Origin of the sequence: Pseudoalteromonas sp. SR41-4 (assembly GCF_014163985.1) — a bacterium.
GTDB classification, from domain to species: domain Bacteria; phylum Pseudomonadota; class Gammaproteobacteria; order Enterobacterales; family Alteromonadaceae; genus Pseudoalteromonas; species Pseudoalteromonas rhizosphaerae.
The window spans coordinates 89,495-106,038 of the sequence record NZ_JACJEI010000013.1; the positions used below are offsets into that span (position 1 = coordinate 89,495).

General features: G+C 39.8%; 17 protein-coding genes. 7 read left to right on the forward strand and 10 right to left on the reverse strand.

All coding sequences use genetic code 11. The features are described from left to right. Positions 1–195 precede the first annotated feature (195 nt). Positions 196–1,707 carry a sodium/proline symporter PutP gene (putP, locus tag H5180_RS12205; protein WP_145239292.1) on the forward strand — a complete coding sequence of 504 codons (1,512 nt, stop codon included), beginning with the start codon at positions 196–198 and terminating at the stop codon, positions 1,705–1,707. Positions 1,708–1,777: 70 nt separating this feature from the next. On the opposite strand, the gene H5180_RS12210 is transcribed toward putP, so the two are convergent. Beyond that, complete coding sequence (locus H5180_RS12210; protein WP_145239289.1) at positions 1,778–2,092, reverse strand: YebG family protein; 315 nt, start codon at positions 2,090–2,092, stop codon at positions 1,778–1,780. Positions 2,093–2,353: 261 nt separating this feature from the next. Between H5180_RS12210 and H5180_RS12215 the strand changes: the two genes are divergently transcribed. Further along, entirely contained in the window at positions 2,354–2,650 is a 297-nt protein-coding gene (locus H5180_RS12215; protein ID WP_145239286.1) for a ComEA family DNA-binding protein, read from the forward strand. A gap of 16 nt (positions 2,651–2,666) precedes the next feature. On the opposite strand, the gene H5180_RS12220 is transcribed toward H5180_RS12215, so the two are convergent. The 3 genes from H5180_RS12220 to nhaB form a co-directional block, all read right to left on the reverse strand. Then, a complete protein-coding gene (locus tag H5180_RS12220) occupies positions 2,667–2,969 on the reverse strand; it encodes a DUF6170 family protein (RefSeq protein WP_145239283.1) in 303 nt (100 codons plus the stop codon). After that, complete coding sequence (gene dsbB, locus H5180_RS12225) at positions 2,969–3,481, reverse strand: disulfide bond formation protein DsbB (protein ID WP_145239280.1); 513 nt, start codon at positions 3,479–3,481, stop codon at positions 2,969–2,971. The genes H5180_RS12220 and dsbB overlap by 1 nt, the downstream gene beginning before the upstream one ends. Positions 3,482–3,604: 123 nt before the next feature. Further along, a complete protein-coding gene (gene nhaB, locus H5180_RS12230) occupies positions 3,605–5,188 on the reverse strand; it encodes a sodium/proton antiporter NhaB (protein WP_145239277.1) in 1,584 nt (527 codons plus the stop codon). A 419-nt stretch (positions 5,189–5,607) separates the two neighbouring features. Here nhaB and fadR point away from each other — a divergent pair, with 419 nt between their 5' ends. Both fadR and H5180_RS12240 read left to right on the forward strand, forming a co-directional pair. Further along, positions 5,608–6,321: a fatty acid metabolism transcriptional regulator FadR gene (gene fadR, locus H5180_RS12235; protein WP_064666576.1), complete on the forward strand. Its 714-nt coding sequence runs from the start codon at positions 5,608–5,610 to the stop codon at positions 6,319–6,321. 273 nt (positions 6,322–6,594) lie between these two features. After that, the gene (locus H5180_RS12240) at positions 6,595–7,200 is read left to right on the forward strand and encodes a peroxiredoxin C (RefSeq protein ID WP_145239274.1); all 606 of its coding nucleotides are present in this window, start codon (positions 6,595–6,597) and stop codon (positions 7,198–7,200) included. A gap of 65 nt (positions 7,201–7,265) precedes the next feature. Here H5180_RS12240 and H5180_RS12245 read toward each other — a convergent pair whose 3' ends face one another. Both H5180_RS12245 and smpB read right to left on the reverse strand, forming a co-directional pair. After that, complete coding sequence (locus tag H5180_RS12245; RefSeq protein WP_145239270.1) at positions 7,266–9,863, reverse strand: TonB-dependent receptor; 2,598 nt, start codon at positions 9,861–9,863, stop codon at positions 7,266–7,268. 189 nt (positions 9,864–10,052) lie between these two features. Continuing rightward, positions 10,053–10,532: an SsrA-binding protein SmpB gene (smpB, locus tag H5180_RS12250; RefSeq protein ID WP_064666579.1), complete on the reverse strand. Its 480-nt coding sequence runs from the start codon at positions 10,530–10,532 to the stop codon at positions 10,053–10,055. A gap of 146 nt (positions 10,533–10,678) precedes the next feature. On the opposite strand from smpB, the gene H5180_RS12255 reads away from it, so the two are divergent. Further along, positions 10,679–11,116, forward strand: coding sequence for a type II toxin-antitoxin system RatA family toxin (locus tag H5180_RS12255; RefSeq protein ID WP_145239267.1), 438 nt, complete (start codon positions 10,679–10,681; stop codon positions 11,114–11,116). Then, on the forward strand, positions 11,116–11,445 hold the full coding sequence (locus tag H5180_RS12260; protein WP_145239596.1) for an RnfH family protein: 330 nt from the start codon (positions 11,116–11,118) through the stop codon (positions 11,443–11,445). Before H5180_RS12255 ends, H5180_RS12260 begins: the two co-directional genes overlap by 1 nt. Before the next feature lie 60 nt (positions 11,446–11,505). On the opposite strand, the gene H5180_RS12265 is transcribed toward H5180_RS12260, so the two are convergent. Further along, positions 11,506–11,865 carry an outer membrane protein assembly factor BamE gene (locus H5180_RS12265; protein WP_145239264.1) on the reverse strand — a complete coding sequence of 120 codons (360 nt, stop codon included), beginning with the start codon at positions 11,863–11,865 and terminating at the stop codon, positions 11,506–11,508. A 119-nt stretch (positions 11,866–11,984) separates the two neighbouring features. Here H5180_RS12265 and H5180_RS12270 point away from each other — a divergent pair, with 119 nt between their 5' ends. Then, positions 11,985–12,302 carry a GIY-YIG nuclease family protein gene (locus tag H5180_RS12270; protein ID WP_145239261.1) on the forward strand — a complete coding sequence of 106 codons (318 nt, stop codon included), beginning with the start codon at positions 11,985–11,987 and terminating at the stop codon, positions 12,300–12,302. 37 nt (positions 12,303–12,339) lie between these two features. Here H5180_RS12270 and H5180_RS12275 read toward each other — a convergent pair whose 3' ends face one another. The 3 genes from H5180_RS12275 to H5180_RS12285 all read right to left on the reverse strand — a co-directional run bounded on the left by H5180_RS12275 (position 12,340) and on the right by H5180_RS12285 (position 16,435). Continuing rightward, positions 12,340–13,236, reverse strand: a complete 897-nt coding sequence (locus H5180_RS12275) for a M28 family peptidase (protein ID WP_257326266.1) — start codon at positions 13,234–13,236, stop codon at positions 12,340–12,342. Between the two features lie 10 nt (positions 13,237–13,246). Then, a complete protein-coding gene (locus tag H5180_RS12280; RefSeq protein WP_182758313.1) occupies positions 13,247–14,440 on the reverse strand; it encodes a tetratricopeptide repeat protein in 1,194 nt (397 codons plus the stop codon). An 81-nt stretch (positions 14,441–14,521) separates the two neighbouring features. Beyond that, on the reverse strand, positions 14,522–16,435 hold the full coding sequence (locus tag H5180_RS12285; protein ID WP_145239256.1) for a methyl-accepting chemotaxis protein: 1,914 nt from the start codon (positions 16,433–16,435) through the stop codon (positions 14,522–14,524). Positions 16,436–16,544 lie beyond the last annotated feature (109 nt).

Sequence of the window (16,544 nt, forward strand, 5' to 3'; positions counted from 1 at the left end):
GGTAAAACCGCTTAACCCTATATCATTGTAAGGTTAACTTAGTAATTGGAGTTATTCACCCTTTGCGTGATATAGTCAAGCTCTAGGTTGGTTTTTACACCAATAATGACTTTATATAGTATTGATTTATGAGTCATTATTAGGATTAAAAGCCAGGTTTTAACTTCAGAGTTGGAGGCGAGTTTGGAAACTGGAATGATTATTTCTTTAGCTGCGTATTTTATCGTAATGCTAGGTATTGGCTTGTACGCTTATAAGCAGTCTACCGCCGATGTGTCGGGCTATATGTTGGGTGGCAGAAGTTTATCACCAGCTGTAGCTGCTCTATCTGCCGGTGCATCGGATATGAGTGGTTGGCTACTTATGGGCTTACCCGGTGCTATGTATCTATTTGGCTTAAGTAAAGTTTGGATTGCAATAGGCTTAGTACTTGGCGCTTGGGCAAACTACTTCTTAGTAGCGCCACGCCTGCGTGTCTATACTGAGAAAGCGAATGACTCGATTACTATTCCTGATTACTTTGCTAATCGTTTTGCTGATAATAAAAATATATTACGTGTAATTTCGGCAATCGTGATCATCGTTTTCTTCACACTTTATACTTCTTCAGGCGTTGTCGCTGGCGGTAAATTATTCGAAAACTCATTTCAGATGAGTTACGAAACGGGGCTTTATGTGACAACCGGGGTCGTCGTACTTTATACATTGTTTGGTGGTTTCTTAGCTGTGAGTTTGACTGACTTTGTGCAAGGTTGCATCATGTTCATCTCGCTACTTGCTGTACCTATTGTTACTTATATGATGCTAGATCAGCCAGTGTTAGACACACTTACTAATGCCAGTTATGACTTGCTGTTAAGCGCTCCGAAAGAGAGCGAAGTCCACTCTCTTAATATGTTAGATTGGTTTGCAGGCGGTTCAACCATCGCTATTATTTCTGCAATGGCATGGGGCTTAGGTTATTTCGGTCAACCGCATATCATAGTGCGTTTTATGTCAGTACGATCTGTTAAAGATATGCCTACTATGCGTCGTATTGGTATGTCGTGGATGACCTTATCAGCAATTGGTGCAGTGTTAACAGGACTATTTGGTGCTGCTTACATGATCGAAAATCAAATGTTGATTGACGATAAAGAAACGATATTTTTAGTATTATCTGAATTGGTTTTCCATCCACTTATTGCCGGCTTTTTACTTGCTGCTATTTTAGCTGCGATTATGAGTACTATTTCATCTCAGTTATTGGTTTGTTCAAGCTCTTTGACTGAAGACTTCTACAAAATTTATTTAAACCGTGATGCATCACAAACCGAGCTGGTTTTAGTTGGTCGAATTAGTGTACTACTCGTTGCATTATTTGCTATTTATTTGGCTTATGACCGCGACAGTTCTATTTTAGATTTAGTAAGTAATGCGTGGGCAGGTTTTGGGGCTGCGTTTGGCCCGTTAGTATTACTTAGTTTATATTGGAAGCGAATGAATCTACAAGGTGCGATCAGTGGTATGGTTGTGGGTGCAGGGACAGTGTTGATCTGGATATATGCGCCAATCACCATAAATGGAGAGAGTCTCAGCAGTATCATTTATGAAATTATACCGGGCTTTATACTTGCAACAATTGCAATCATTACAGTGAGCTTATCAACAGCGCCACCAAATAAAGAGATCACCGAATTATTTGATGAAGTTGAACGAGGGCTATAACGAGTAGTAATTTTTATAACTAAAAAAGGGCAATTAATTGCCCTTTTTTAGTTAGTTAACTTATGATTTTTTAGCTTGCTTCTTTATCAGTGCTGGCTTTAATAGACGCTACATTTTCTTTTTTTACTTTCGCCGTTGGTGCTTTCTGTATTGCCTCTTTGCCGCCTTTAAGTACATTCATAAAGTCGTCTTTACTTTTAGCAATCTCAAGTGCGAGCGATTCGATTTGTTGTTCGCTTAGTGGTACATCAACTTTCTCAAGCATAACCTCAAGCGACTCTGCTATATCAAGCATTTTGTCATACGCGTCAGCTTCTTTTTTAGTAGTAAACGTCATACGCTCGACTCCGTTTCTCTCTACAACATATTTAACAACAACAGCCATGATTTCTCCTGCCAATTTGCTTGGTGAATAACAAGTTCACCTTGATTGATTACTGTTTTTATGTACAGTAATTGTTTATTGGTCTTTTTGCAAGTGAACATTTTTATTTTTTACTATTAGGATTTGACAAAGAGGTACAACTTTACTTTATTTAAATAGTCGCACTTTTTTAGTATGACTTTATTTGGAAGTAGTCCAAAAGTGAAGGCATTAAAGTCAACTATTAATTGAGTCCACGTATGGACATCATGGAGGAGAAACATGAAGTTTTTAACTTTAATAGTCGTAGTGCTTGGCTTGGCTATATCATTGCCTAGTGGTGCCGCTGTAACTAAAACCGAAGCTACTGAAAGTATGGGTAAAGTTCAGTTAGTCAATGTTAATCAAGCAACAGTCGAGCAGCTTACCCAGCTGCCAGGTATTGGTAAATCAAAAGCACAAGCGATAGTTGATTACCGTACCGAGCAAGGCAAATTTAAGTCTGTTGCAGATCTAGCGCAGGTGAAAGGTATTGGCGATAAATTAGTCGCTAAACTGGATGGCAAAGTTACATTTTAAAAAACTACAGGGCGAATTATTCGCCCTGTTCAAATTGCTTTATAGCCTTGCTCAAATAGTGTTTAGAGAATTGAATTTCAACAGGGGTGGTTAACAACGGGTAACTTAACCCAGCCACCAGTAATACAGGAAGTAACAGCCAACCTTCGATATACGCTAATGATAGAAATACTGGGATCAATAAAATCAGCTTTATAATACGCAAACTGATTTTTTGCATTGGAGTTAACATACTCACTGCAATCGCAATTATTTGCTGACGTTGACGTATTTTAAACGATTTTAATTGCGTTACTTGACTTGAAAATAATGCAATCATCACAGCGACTTTTTAATTATTAAACGACTTACTACAACGCTTATCAGTATCAGAGTAAATACCGCAAAAATGATCTCCATCCATGCTGGCATACTTAACCCTGCAAATTGCCAATCGATGTTGCCACAGTCTCCTGTCGCAGCAAAAAAATGTGGCATCCACTCATGTAATGGTAATGGAAAATTAGGCTCGAATTCGCAGCTAAACGCAAAGGGATCGGTTGTCGTTTGCATATCAATATGTTGGCGTGCAATTAAGTAACCCCAAATACTAGCAACTGCCCATGCTGAAAATGCTGTTATACGGCAAATTAAATTGGTTGGTCTGACTGCGCCGACTAACCCTGCGGCTAGTAACCCTAGCATGGCAGTACGTTGATAAATACACATAATGCATGGCTCTAAGCCCATTTGGTATTGGAAATACAATGCGATTAATTCAAAAATAAAAGCGCTAAAAGCGAGTAGTAACCAAGCACTGCGTTGTTGGGCTAAATTTGCTAACCAAGTCATAAAATATCCAGTCTATAATTTGTGGATGAATTATGACTTAGTCATTAAACTACGCGCAAGGATAAATATGATTTGTAACAATAAAAAAGCTGCCGAAGCAGCTTTATTTACTGTTTGGATTATTTAATGCCCAGAACTTCCTATACTTTGTAAGCTTGCACTATGGTGCTCAATCCAGCCCCATTGATAGAATAAATCAGTCATTTCACTTAGGCCAAGATATGTCCCTGCTAAGCCAACAACCGTTAGCACTATGGTATAGGGGAGTGCCATGTAAACCATACGACCGTAGGATAATCGCAATACGGGAGCAAGGGTCGATGTTAGTAAGAATAAAAATGCAGCTTGACCGTTAGGTGTGGCAACACTTGGTAAATTTGTACCGGTATTAATTGCCACCGCTAATAAATCAAATTGATCGCGGCTAATTTGCCCTGCTTTTAATGCTGCCGCCACTTCATTAATATAAACAGTGCCAACAAAGACATTGTCACTGACCATCGAAAGTAGGCCATTTGCGACAAAAAACATAACTAACTGTAATTGCCCTTCAAATGTCAGTACCCAAGTTATTACAGGAGTAAATAAGTGTTGGTCAATAATGACTGCAACGATTGAGAAAAATACACATAACAGTGCAGTAAACGGCAGTGCTTCTTCAAAAGCCTTTCCTAGTTGGTGCTCTTCAATTATACCAGCGGACGCAGTTGCAAAAATAATGACGGATAAGCCGATTAAGCCAACAGTGGCAAGGTGTAATGCTAATGCAATGATCAACCATACAGCAATTAATGACTGAAACATCAAATTAACCTTATCGCGTTTGGTACGTTTGCTATCGAGCTCTTTTGCATGATCAGCTAGTATTTGATGAATCGTCTCTGGTAATTTGGCGCCGTATCCGAACGTTTTTGTCTTTTCAAGTAATATTGTAGTGATAATGCCAGCTATGAATACAGGCATAGTAACAGGCAACATACGCAAGAAAAATTCCCCAAATTGCCAGCTTGCTCGTTCTGCAATAATGAGGTTTTGTGGTTCACCTACCATAGTACAAACTCCGCCAATGGCTGTACCTATCGAGGCATGCATTAATAAGTTACGCAAAAAAGCTCGAAACTCTTCAAGTTCCTGACGATTAACCGGGCGTACTTGATTATCATCGTTAATATCATGTTCGCTAGTGGAATCTTTCCCAGAGGCGACTTTATGGTAAATACTGTAAAAGCCCATGGCGACAGCTATAACCACCGCCATAACTGTAAGTGCATCTAAAAATGCAGAAAGAAATGCCGCCGCAATAGTAAACGCCAAGGAAAGTACTGTTTTACTTCGAACTGACACCACTAGGCGTGTAAAAATATAGAGCAGTAAATCTTTCATAAAGTAGATACCTGCGACCATAAAGATCAGCAGTAAGATTACATCTACATTTTGAACAATTTCATGTTCTACTTGCCCTGCAGTTGTCATGCCTATGAATAGTGCTTCAATCGCAAGTAAACCGCCGGGTTGCAGTGGGTAACATTTCAGCGCCATCGCGAGAGTAAAGATAAACTCTAAAACTAATGCCCAACCAGCCATGTAAGGGTTGATATGAAACAACACAGGGTTAATAGCTAAAAAAGCAATAATTGTGTATTTATACCACTGTGGGGCCGAGCCTAAAAAATTCTTAAAAATTGCATTGAAAACACTCTGTTGCATAGGTGTTCCTTATTATTTTGCATTTAAGTATAACTATTGTTGGTTAAGTTAATGTAGTCTAGCTGTGGTGTAAACAAAAAAGCTATAAACAACATCGAGTACCTTTTATCTGTTATGCGTTCCGCGCTATATTTAGTGTAGCTGAAATAGCTAAATGGGTGTATATAGTGTGCACAATGAAGTTAAAAGTCTATTACTCTTTAGGGTTAATACCTTAATTTAATATCGAAGAACTAGACAATGAAAGAGCAATAAATTAATTTTTATCCATTTTAGAAAACTTAGTTAGATAGAGGCTTTAACCTGCTATCGAAGGTGAATTAATGGGGTGACTTTACTTGTTAGTTTGGCTTCATCTGGTACAATCAGTCAGTTAATCGTTAAAAGTAATATTATGTGGTAACTCAAGTGGGAATTGAATGAGAATTTTTAAAGCGAAAAGCCCAGCAGGGTTTGCCGAAGAGTACATTGTTGAGTCAATCTGGAATGGTGATTTTCCTCCAGGTTCTATTCTTCCGGCTGAGCGAGAGTTATCAGAATTAATCGGTGTCACTCGTACAACCTTACGTGAAGTATTACAGCGTTTAGCGCGCGATGGTTGGTTAACAATCCAGCACGGTAAACCGACACGAGTAAATAACTTTTGGGAAACTTCAGGACTTAATATTTTAGAGACCTTAGCGCGTCTTGATGAAGATAAAATGCCCGAGTTAACCGACCAGCTACTTTCTGCGCGAACAAACATTAGCGCTATTTACACTCGTGCAGCCATTAAGCTAGCACCTGATCGCGTGATAGAAATCCTCTCGCAAAGTGATGAGCTTGAAGATAGTGCACAAGCTTTCGCTGATTATGATTACAAGGTACACCATGAGTTAGCTGTTGCAGGTAATAACCGTATTTATGTGCTTATTCTCAATGGCTTTAAAGGTTTTTACTCTAAGATTGGCTGTCATTACTTTTCAGATCCAGGCACGCGTCAGTTAGCGCGTCAATTCTATAAAGATTTAACCATACTTGCTGAGAAACGCGAACATGACGGCGCAATTTCAATGATGCGAAAATATGGTCATCAAACAGGTGAAATTTGGCAAAAAATTCGCGGTGATATGCCTGAAAATATCATGGATTAATACCGCATTTAATATGTAGTTATACCGATAAAAAGCCTGCATCTGCAGGTTTTTTTTGTTGCTGTTATTAGTGACAAATAGCGAGTGACAAACAGTCGTTCGCATTTTTCGATGACGTGAATCGGAAAATACGATTGTTCTTTTAAGTCTTTAGTCTCTAAAATAATTTGATAATTATGCATGTTAGCCCTTGGTATTTACTTTTTAGATCCCATATTAAAGGCAAGCATTGCGTAAGCAATTAAAAGCAAACTCAAATATTTGGAGAATAAAATGGGTGTATTAGTAGGCCGCCAGGCACCAGACTTTACCGCTGCAGCAGTACTAGGTAACGGCGAGATCGTAGATAGCTACAATCTTCACGAAACAATCAAAGGTAAAAAAGCAGTCATCTTCTTTTACCCACTAGATTTTACTTTCGTATGTCCTTCTGAACTAATTGCTTTTGACAAGCGTTATGAAGAATTCCAAAAGCGTGGCGTAGAAGTAATTGGTGTTTCAATCGATTCACAATTCTCACACAACGCATGGCGTAACACTGCTGTTGCAGACGGCGGTATCGGTGCAGTTAAATACGCACTAGTTGCAGATGTTAAGCACGAAATCTGTAAAGCATACGATGTTGAGCATCCAGAAGCCGGCGTTGCATTTCGTGGTTCATTCTTAATTGATGAAGAAGGTAATGTACGTCATCAAGTAGTAAATGACTTACCACTAGGTCGTAACATCGACGAAATGCTTCGTATGGTTGACGCTCTAGCGTTTCACACTGAGCACGGTGAAGTATGTCCAGCTGGTTGGACTGAAGGCAAAAAAGGTATGGATGCAAGCCCAGCAGGCGTTGCTAAGTTCCTTTCTGAAAACGAAAGCGACCTATAATTTAGGTCTTTGTTTTAGAATATGAAAACCCGCCAATTTGGCGGGTTTTTTATTTAGGGTAGTCGCTAGAAAGCGAATGACACTTTGGTGTAGATATAACGTCCGCGAGGGTTGTGAACCGCGGAAGCATAACCGTATAAATCACCATCACCATCACCAATTGCAAATGGTGGCTCTTCATCAAATAAGTTATTTACGCCAATCGAGATCTTGGTCGATTCGGTAATACGATAAGCCGTTTGTAAATCAACTAAGACTTGTGAATCAACCATTCTTGATGTGTTGCTATCAAAATCGAGGGTGCCATCAAAATCAATATCAGGCGTATCTTCAAACTCACCCACATAGCTGATATTTACATTAGTATTGAATTCACCAAGCTCCCAATTAGTTGAGAACATCCAGCGGTGTTCAGGGTAACCATATTCACCAGTATAATCGCGACCGTCTTTTTCAAACTTGTCTTGATAGGACCATTCTAAGTTGAACTTAAGTAAACCAAGATCATCCAAGGAGTGATTATAATTTGCTGAGAAATCAACACCAGACACTTCCTGCGAAGAGACATTTTTAAAAGTGCTATGAATTTTTTGGATAACACCAAGGGTTTCGCTTCCGGCTGGGGCTAGGCGAACACAAATCGTACTGTTTTGGTTGTTACATTCTGCGTCATAAATTGGGCCGAATGCTTGTTCATCAATTTTGTTATCTTGAGTAATACTCCATACATCAATACTAAAGCCAAGTTCAGCCATAGGAGCCCAAATAAAACCAACGTTCCATGATTCAGATTCTTCAGCTTGTAAATCAGGGTTACCAGCAAATTGGATATTGTAATCAAGAGCTTTACAATCAAGACCTGTAGCACTACAGCGGTAATTATCAATAAAGAATTGACTTTTCTCTGATGGACCTAGACCTATTTGTGCTAGTGAAGGTGCTCTAAAACCTTGTGCCCAAGAGCCGCGAACAGTAATTTCATCAGTAGGTGCCCAGCGCAGCGCTACTTTAGGATTGGTTGTGGTACCAAAGTCACTGTAATCATCGTAACGACCTGCAAGTTGTAATTCTAAGCTATCAGCTAATGGGATTGAGAATTCAACATAGGCAGCGTATTGGTCCCGCTCAGCGGCAGCAGAAACGGACTCAGTACCAAAAATTAAACCTCGCTGAAATTGATCATCAGGGGTATCACTGACATCCTCTTCACGGTACTCAATACCAGCCGCCATCATCACGACATTGTCACCAAAACTAAACGCTTCGCCAGTGATGTTGGCATCAAAAGAGGTCATATGTGATTCACCACGACGAACTAGGCTGGTTGAAATACGTTCAATGACTGCAGGATCATTATAAGTGCCGCCAAATGGGTTGTAGTTGCCGGCATCTATTTCTTGCTGTAAAAAATCAGTTCTTACCCAGCCTTGAGTACGATCACCGGTTTGCATTGATTTACTACGGCCTTTTTGTACAGCGGCTTCCCAGCTCCAATCGCTAATTTCACCACGTAGACCGGCAACAAATCGCAAAGTGTCTGACTCAATATCCCATTGACGGGCACCCGCATCAACAGTTCTATAGTAGTTGATAATTACTTCTTGATTGAAAGGATTATTTGGATGATTCCCTGGGACTGTTAAACCTGCATCTTTATCTAATGGTGTTGGAGCACCTGCGGCAATTGAATTGTTGTGTTGAACAGCCATTTCCATAAAGGCAGTAATACCATTATCAAAGTTATATTCAAACTGAGAAATTGCGCCAACGCGTTCAGAAGCTGGGGCAATATAGCCATAGGGTCCATAATCAAACACACAACTATCGCTACCACTAATTTGATCTGCAGGACAACTTGGATCTGGAGTTTGGACGCCATTCACGCCAAATGTACCTGGAAAGCCACGAGATGAACGGAAATCTTCACCACCATTCGCGGTTTGATTAGCAGTGCCTAAGCGGCCCATTTCATCTGATGATAAAGAGGTGTTTTTAAAGTAATCGATGATCACAGACGCACTGCTTTTTTCGTTTGAGGTACCCCAAACTATGCTTGCTGAGGTTTCTTCATAGTTAGGGCCGTCAGTACCACCATAACCTAAATTAACTTCTAAACCATCGATGTCTTTTTTCAAAATAATATTCACCACACCTGCAACGGCATCGGAACCATAAATTGCAGAGGCACCATCTTTAAGAATATCAATACGTTCGATAGCAGAGACCGGAATACTGTTAATATCAACAAATGAGTTAGTGATACTCTCAGCAAATGCGCTTATAGCTACTCGACGGCCATTAATTAACACAAGCGTTGCATCTGCGCCAAGACCACGAAGCGACACTGCCGCAGAGCCATTGGCCGTAGAGTCTTGGTTGTTGCCGCGAGTAGAAAAAGTACCATTACCAGCAGCAGGCATTCTTTCTAGTAATTGTTGTAGATTGTCATAGCCCATATTATCGATATCGGCGCGACTAATTGATTGTACTGGGGAAGGGCCTTCAATATCTGTTCGCTTTATTCTAGAACCAGTCACTTCAATACGTTCAACTTTTTTTGCTTCGTCCGCAGCAAATGATTGAGAAGTATAACCCGCTGTTGAAAGTGCAAGTGTTACACAAGCGATTAGCTTAGGTTTAAATGGGAGTGTTCTGTTCTTCATCCTTAAATCCTCGTTGTCATGTTAATTTTATCTGGTTAAATCAACCAGTAATATCAATATCATGCAAATGAATTGTTATCAAATTGTTTATTTGGATTGTGTACTATAATTTATACAGTTGCGGGGATTTAGGGGCTGAAAATAAAAACGCCTAACTGGGTTAGGCGTTTTTGAGGTTGTTTAGATAGATTAAACTTTGTGCTTCATTAACCGTTCTTTTTCGCGAGACCAGTCTTTGTTTTTACCGTCTTCACGTTTGTCATGCATTTTTTTACCCTTACCGAGGTGGAACTCAAGTTTCACCCAGCATTTTTTCCAATACATGGCAGTGGCAATTAATGAATAGCCATCGCGCTCAGTCGCACCGACTAAGCGATCTAGCTCGCGTCTGCTTAATAATAACTTGCGATAACGTAATGGATCGCAAATAACATGGGTTGAAGCACTATTGAGAGGCTGTATTTGACTGCCAAGCAAAAACGCTTCGCCATTTTTAAGGTGAATGTATGTTTCAGAGATGTTTACTTTACCAGCTCGGATACTTTTTACTTCCCAGCCTTGTAGTTCAACACCAGCCTCAAACTTGTCGTGTAAAAAATACTCATGACGCGCCTTTTTATTTAGCGCGATAGTATTACTTGTCGATTTAGATGAATTTTTCTTAGCCATAGTGGCCCATATTATACGTAAAGCTCTGCTTTTTACATCGATTTTTTATTTTTGCTAATAAAAAAGTGTTTGTAAATAAAGCGCCATGAAAGTTTGGGGAAAAACGCAAAGCTTGCTAAAATTCGCCCACACAGTTGGGAGTGAGTATGCCACAAATAGAAAAAAGTGCGCTAGTAATGTATAGCAGCAAAGAAATGTTTGATTTAGTCAATGATGTGGATGCTTATCCTGAATTTTTACCCCATTGCTCGGATGCAAAAATTATTGCACAGCAAGGTAATACCATGACGGCAAGTTTGGAAATTTCCAAAGCGGGTATAAAAAAATGGTTTACTACTGAAAACACCTTTTTAGATGACAATACAGTAACATTGCGCTTAGTTGATGGGCCATTTAAAGCCTTGCAAGGGCGTTGGCATTTTCAAGTGTTGGATGACAATGCATGTAAAGTTCAGCTACAGCTTGAGTTTGAATTTGCGAGTAAATTAATTGAACTTGCGTTTGGGCGCGTATTTAACGATGTTGCAAAAAACATGGTGAATGCATTTACTCAACGCGCTAAACAGGTATATGGACTGCGATGATGATAAAAGTTGAAGTTGTGTATGCATTACCTACCACGGCAACGTGTTTGCTTGTTGAAGTACCAGTTGGTACAACGGCAGAAAATGCCGTGATGCAATCAGGTATCCTCGCTAAGTGCCCTGAAATTGATGGCTTAGCATTAACCTTAGGAATATGGAACCGTACCTGCAAGCTTACGCAAGTGCTTGAGGATGGCGATAGAATTGAAATTTACCGTCCTTTAATTGCTGATCCTAAAGACGCACGACGAAAACGTGCAGAAAAAGCTAAAGACGAAGGTCGTGCTAATAAAATTACAGGTGGGCGACCGCTTGATAAAGCTAAATAATAGCTCAAACAAAAAAGGTTAGCTGTTGCTAACCTTTTCGTAATTTACTGAACTGGAGCGTTATTGCTCAAGCGGTGTATTAAACTCTGCGGGTTGTTCATAGTCACCACTGAGCGATACCAATTTTTCATTTTCAAAATTAATAGTCAGTGATTTACGTTGTTCGTTATCACGGCCAAGGTTAAAAGAATATAAGTAATGCCACGTGTTTTTATCGAAAGCGTCTTCTGCAACAGGTTTACCTAATACATAAAGAACTTGCTCACGGGTCATATTGATACGAAGCTTGTCAACATCGGTTTGTTCTAAAAAGTTACCTTGTGGGATGTTGATACGATAAACCCAGCTAGAACAACCGGCGGTTGCACTTAAGGTCAGAGCAACGATAAACCAAAGAGAAAAAGTTTTTAACGACTGCATTGTTTGTTTGGATCCTTATTTTTTATAAACTGCATGATACCGATTAGTCACCTAAGGTAAAACCCTTTTGAGTAATTGTTTGTGACTTAATTTTTACTATCGATGTTTGGAGCGTAATTTTGACCTCAGAGTCCGCTAAAAGTTTAACTACTACTGAAAATACTATGACAACTAAGATCTCCACGTGGTCACTTTATATTGTACAAACACGTTTAGGGCATTGGTACACTGGGATCAGCACGGATGTGGCAAAACGATTTGCAGCACATCAAGCGGGCAAAGGGGCTAAAAACTTAAAGGGGAAGGGGCCACTGACTTTAATATATCAATGTGAAGTCGGTTCTCGCAGTGAAGCCACCAAGCTTGAGATAAAAATTAAACGCTTAAGTAAGGCACAAAAGCGAGCGTTTGTTAGCTCTGGGATTTTGCTAACCTGAATTCAGTTTAAAATATATTTACTATCTACAATTTAGCTCAAAGAGTGTTTATATCGTTTATATCAAGTTGGCTAATAAATGCGGCAATATAATTAACTGCATCAATATAAAGCGCTTGGTCAATATTACTTAGTAGGTCGGAACTCTTATGATGGTGGGGATCATGACCCATACCAAAGTAAATATAAGCAATTCCGGCTTTAGCAAACGCATAATGGTCGCTTGCTCGGCGCCAATCAATACTATCTCCGAGGGTCATTCTGTTCATTGTGGTTGATGAACTAGCTACTTTTATCTTTAAATTATGCTCAGGCACCTGCTGTAGTTGTGCTTGTAAAGCACTGCGTTGTGCATGTGAGACAAAGGCATATAAGATTTTTTTTGGCGGTTTTACTGCTAACATATCCAAATTAATATTTAGCACGGTTACGCTGTCGTCGATTTGCAATTGACTAACAAAATATTCAGCTCCATGTAAACCATTTTCCTCTGCGTCAGTAGCAACAAAACTAAGTTGGAAAGGCAGATTTGTGTGTGCGAAGCGTTGCGCTAGGAATAACAAGGCACTGACGCCACTGGCATTATCGTTTGCGCCTGCATATAAAGTGTTACCACGCATACCTAAGTGATCATAATGAGCGGTAATTACCAAATGAGTCTTGACTAAGTGCGGTGGTTTTAAAGTCGCAACGACATTTTGCCCCGTTGCTTTTGAAGACCAGCCATGGCTGTAACTAAACGGCTGTAATTGCGTATTGTAACCGAGCGTTTGCAGTCGCGTACTAATGTATTGGGCACTGATACGCGCGCCATCTGTATTGGTTTTTCTACCGCTTAGAGCCGTAGAGCTTAGATGCTTCAGATCATCGATCAGCTGTTGCTGCGCGCTGCTATTACTTTGGCAAAATGTTGAAAAGCTGAGGCTCAATAGCAAAATAAAATAGTTAATGATTAATTACTCGCGCGGTCATGTCACTTAGTGCCTGTAATTTATTTTGATAACGTTGCTTATCATGGTCAAAATCGGCATGTTTATTAGCCAAACGTAATTGGCGATACGCTTGCTTAAAATCACCTAACTGATAATAAGTGCGGGCAAGACCAAAGTAGCTATCATGAATATCATCATTAATTCTTTTTGCTTTATTGAAATGCTTGATGGCATCTTGATAGTTTTGTCCAAGGTATGCGTTATTTCCTAATGACACGTGATAATACGGATTACTTTGGCGCTTCAAATCAAGTTTATATAAAATCTTGTCTGCCAGCTCAGGACGGTCGGTGAGTTGATACAGTAAAGCTAAGTTACCCAGTGCTGTATTGTTGTCGTTATTAAGCAGCAAAGCATAATTATAGGCTAATTCGGCGTTATCATACTGAGAATCAAGGCGAAGTAATACGGCTAAGTTACCCCATGCAGCAGAGTAATATTTATCTGCTTTTGTTGCCGCTAAAAAGTAGCTATAGGCTAAATCATAATTTTGATTGAGCATTGCCGCTGCCCCTTTATTGTTATAAAACATCGCGGTAATTCGTTGTTTGCTGATGGGGGTCGTCTGAAATTTCTCACCTCGCGAGTTCGGATCAAAATCAATCACTAATGAGGTTTTTGCGTCATACACATAAGTCACATTAGTGTGGTTATTACGACGCTGTGTGACGATCAAATTAATATGCCCAGTCAATAAGTTATAGCCTTTATTTAGCGCCCAATACTCAGGAATATGAACCGTTTGAAATTGCCCCTGCATGCCTAAATATTCCGCAATACTATAGGCCAAAATCGATAATGATAAACAGTTAGCATTTAAATCTCGGTAGGCTTGATTGGCGGTTAGGGTAGCCCCTGCTTGATATAGTAAGGATGCATCGCCATTTTCTAACAAAAAGTTTAGTAATTTTCGAGTTGTGTTTAAATTGTGTTTAGTACTTGGGAAGGCTGCATCGAGTTGTTGTGTTATTGTATCGCTTAAGGTAAAAATCTGTTCACTACTTTCCACCGGGTAAAGCGTGAAAGATTGATTTTCAGTGACTGGTGGAGGGATGAGTATTGTTTGATTACTCACACTGGTACAGGCAGAGATACTAAAAAGCAGCACAATGACTGCTAACTTACAAAACCGCGTTAGTATTGTCATAATCATACCCCAACTAATTACTGACTTATTAAGTTTAGTCTGTTTTTTAGTCGAGGTAGATGTTAAATGTTACAAACTGTGTCAGCGCTTTTCAAAGGTGGCGACTAAACTTGCTAAGGTTTGTGCGCTGGTTGCAAGTCCTTTGATCGCCTGCTCGGTATCAATTTGTTCTCGCATTGCCATATCGCTGATCTCACTAATTTGTTCAATATTACGGCCGACGTCAGCAACCACACTACTTTGCTCTTCAGTAGCTGTTGCAATCAAGGTTGCCATATCATTAATTTCATTAGCGGTATTGGTAATGGCATCAAGCAACTGCACAGAGCTTTGCATTGTTGCTACGCTGTACTGAGCTTTATCTTTGGACTGGGCAATATGTTCAACCACATTGGTAGCTGTTTTCGCGAGCTCTTCAATCATTGATTGAATTTCAGTCGTTGATTGTGACGTACGGTTGGCTAAGGCTCGTACTTCATCCGCAACTACGGCAAAGCCGCGGCCATGTTCACCAGCACGTGCTGATTCAATTGCTGCATTTAGTGCTAATAAATTGGTTTGCTCTGAAATACCACGAATAGAGTCAACAATACTGGCAATAGTCTGGGTTTTATTAGCAAGCTCAGTCACTTGTCCCGCAATTGTGTCAATATCACTGGCTAATGCGGTAATACTCTGTTGGCTTTGCACTACTTGCTGGTGGCTCTGTAATGTATTCGCTTTACTATCTTCGGTCAGTTTTGCGGCAGTTGCGGCGCTGTGGGCAATTTCTTGCACTGTCGCGCCCATTTCGTTGATTGCTGCTGCAACAGAGATAGTCTGCTCTTTTTGGTTGTCCATTGCCTGTGAGTTACGCTTGGCTTGAGTAAATACCTGATCTGAGCTTTGACGAATTTCTAAACTTTCGTGGGAGACTTGCGCAATAGCGGTTTCAATTTTATCAATGAATTGGTTAAAACCATTCGTTAATGCTAATAGCTCAGGCTGGTCACTGTGAGGTAAACGATAAGCTAGATTGGCATCACCAGACCCTAAACGAGTAAATAACTCTGCCATTTTTGATAGCGGTGAAGCTAACGAACGAGCCAGTAAAAAACTAACGATACATGCCAACAGCGCAATTGCGATAGCAAAACTTAAAATTTGCCATTGTAAAGTGGTGATCCCGGCAAACACTTCTGCTTTTGGTACTTGTGCAACCACATAGAGTTGAGTGTTTTTAATCGGACTCGCCGCTAGGAAAAAAGTGTCGCCATTGAGTTCGACTTCTTGCAAGTTAAATTCATTGCTTGTTAATAATTGACCACTTACTTGATGACCATACAAGCTATCTAGATTTGTTTTTTCTACTTTATTAACGTCTTGATGGAGTTTAATTACGCCTTTATCGTCAGTGATAAATACAAAACCGGTTTGCTCGATAGTAAATTTATTCAGCAGTGCCTGCATATCATCAATACTTTTTGCCAGTCCAGTTAAGCCGATGCCATTGATTTGTTGATGATTAATAAACATTTTTGTGTCGCCATTAGGCTCTTGATATAAGCTAATAGAGTAAGCTTGGTTGGCGTTTTTAAAATCAAAAAACCAGCCATCTTGCTGCCTATCTAATACTCTTAAAAAGCCATCTTGATTCCAGTACTGCGCGGTATCACGATTAGCCCATGATGCGGTTGCTAAGCCGTATTGTTTTACCAGACGATTTAATTCTTTGATTAAAACTTCATCATTGTTATCACGACTATTTGCCCACGCGAGTATAAAATGATTACTTGATACTTGTTCGGCCGCACTGAGTAATTCATTGATCTCTAAGCTGATATAGTTATTAATTGCGTGTAGTTTACTGGGCAACTCAGATTGTATCATCCGTTGTTCGATAATGGTTTTGGCGGATAACAGCGCCGTAATGCCAATTAAGCTGGCAACTGACAGGGCAATAGCGATCCCTAAAATAGTGATCTTACGCGTGATACTAAGAGTTTTATACGACATTGTGGGTACTGAATTTACAAATTATGCGGGTATTTTAGCATGTTTTTTTCATGCAGTTCATCATCTATTAGAGTAAGTACTCAGTTTGTAATTTACTCTAAGATGTATT

Coding starts and splice junctions, on each gene's coding strand:
- putP (WP_145239292.1), top strand. CDS start 196: ATGATTATTTCTTTAGCTGCGTATTTTATCGTAATGCTAGGTATTGGC.
- H5180_RS12210 (WP_145239289.1), bottom strand. CDS start 2,092: ATGGCTGTTGTTGTTAAATATGTTGTAGAGAGAAACGGAGTCGAGCGT.
- H5180_RS12215 (WP_145239286.1), top strand. CDS start 2,354: ATGAAGTTTTTAACTTTAATAGTCGTAGTGCTTGGCTTGGCTATATCA.
- H5180_RS12220 (WP_145239283.1), bottom strand. CDS start 2,969: ATGATTGCATTATTTTCAAGTCAAGTAACGCAATTAAAATCGTTTAAA.
- dsbB (WP_145239280.1), bottom strand. CDS start 3,481: ATGACTTGGTTAGCAAATTTAGCCCAACAACGCAGTGCTTGGTTACTA.
- nhaB (WP_145239277.1), bottom strand. CDS start 5,188: ATGCAACAGAGTGTTTTCAATGCAATTTTTAAGAATTTTTTAGGCTCG.
- fadR (WP_064666576.1), top strand. CDS start 5,608: ATGAGAATTTTTAAAGCGAAAAGCCCAGCAGGGTTTGCCGAAGAGTAC.
- H5180_RS12240 (WP_145239274.1), top strand. CDS start 6,595: ATGGGTGTATTAGTAGGCCGCCAGGCACCAGACTTTACCGCTGCAGCA.
- H5180_RS12245 (WP_145239270.1), bottom strand. CDS start 9,863: ATGAAGAACAGAACACTCCCATTTAAACCTAAGCTAATCGCTTGTGTA.
- smpB (WP_064666579.1), bottom strand. CDS start 10,532: ATGGCTAAGAAAAATTCATCTAAATCGACAAGTAATACTATCGCGCTA.
- H5180_RS12255 (WP_145239267.1), top strand. CDS start 10,679: ATGCCACAAATAGAAAAAAGTGCGCTAGTAATGTATAGCAGCAAAGAA.
- H5180_RS12260 (WP_145239596.1), top strand. CDS start 11,116: ATGATAAAAGTTGAAGTTGTGTATGCATTACCTACCACGGCAACGTGT.
- H5180_RS12265 (WP_145239264.1), bottom strand. CDS start 11,865: ATGCAGTCGTTAAAAACTTTTTCTCTTTGGTTTATCGTTGCTCTGACC.
- H5180_RS12280 (WP_182758313.1), bottom strand. CDS start 14,440: ATGACAATACTAACGCGGTTTTGTAAGTTAGCAGTCATTGTGCTGCTT.
- H5180_RS12285 (WP_145239256.1), bottom strand. CDS start 16,435: ATGTCGTATAAAACTCTTAGTATCACGCGTAAGATCACTATTTTAGGG.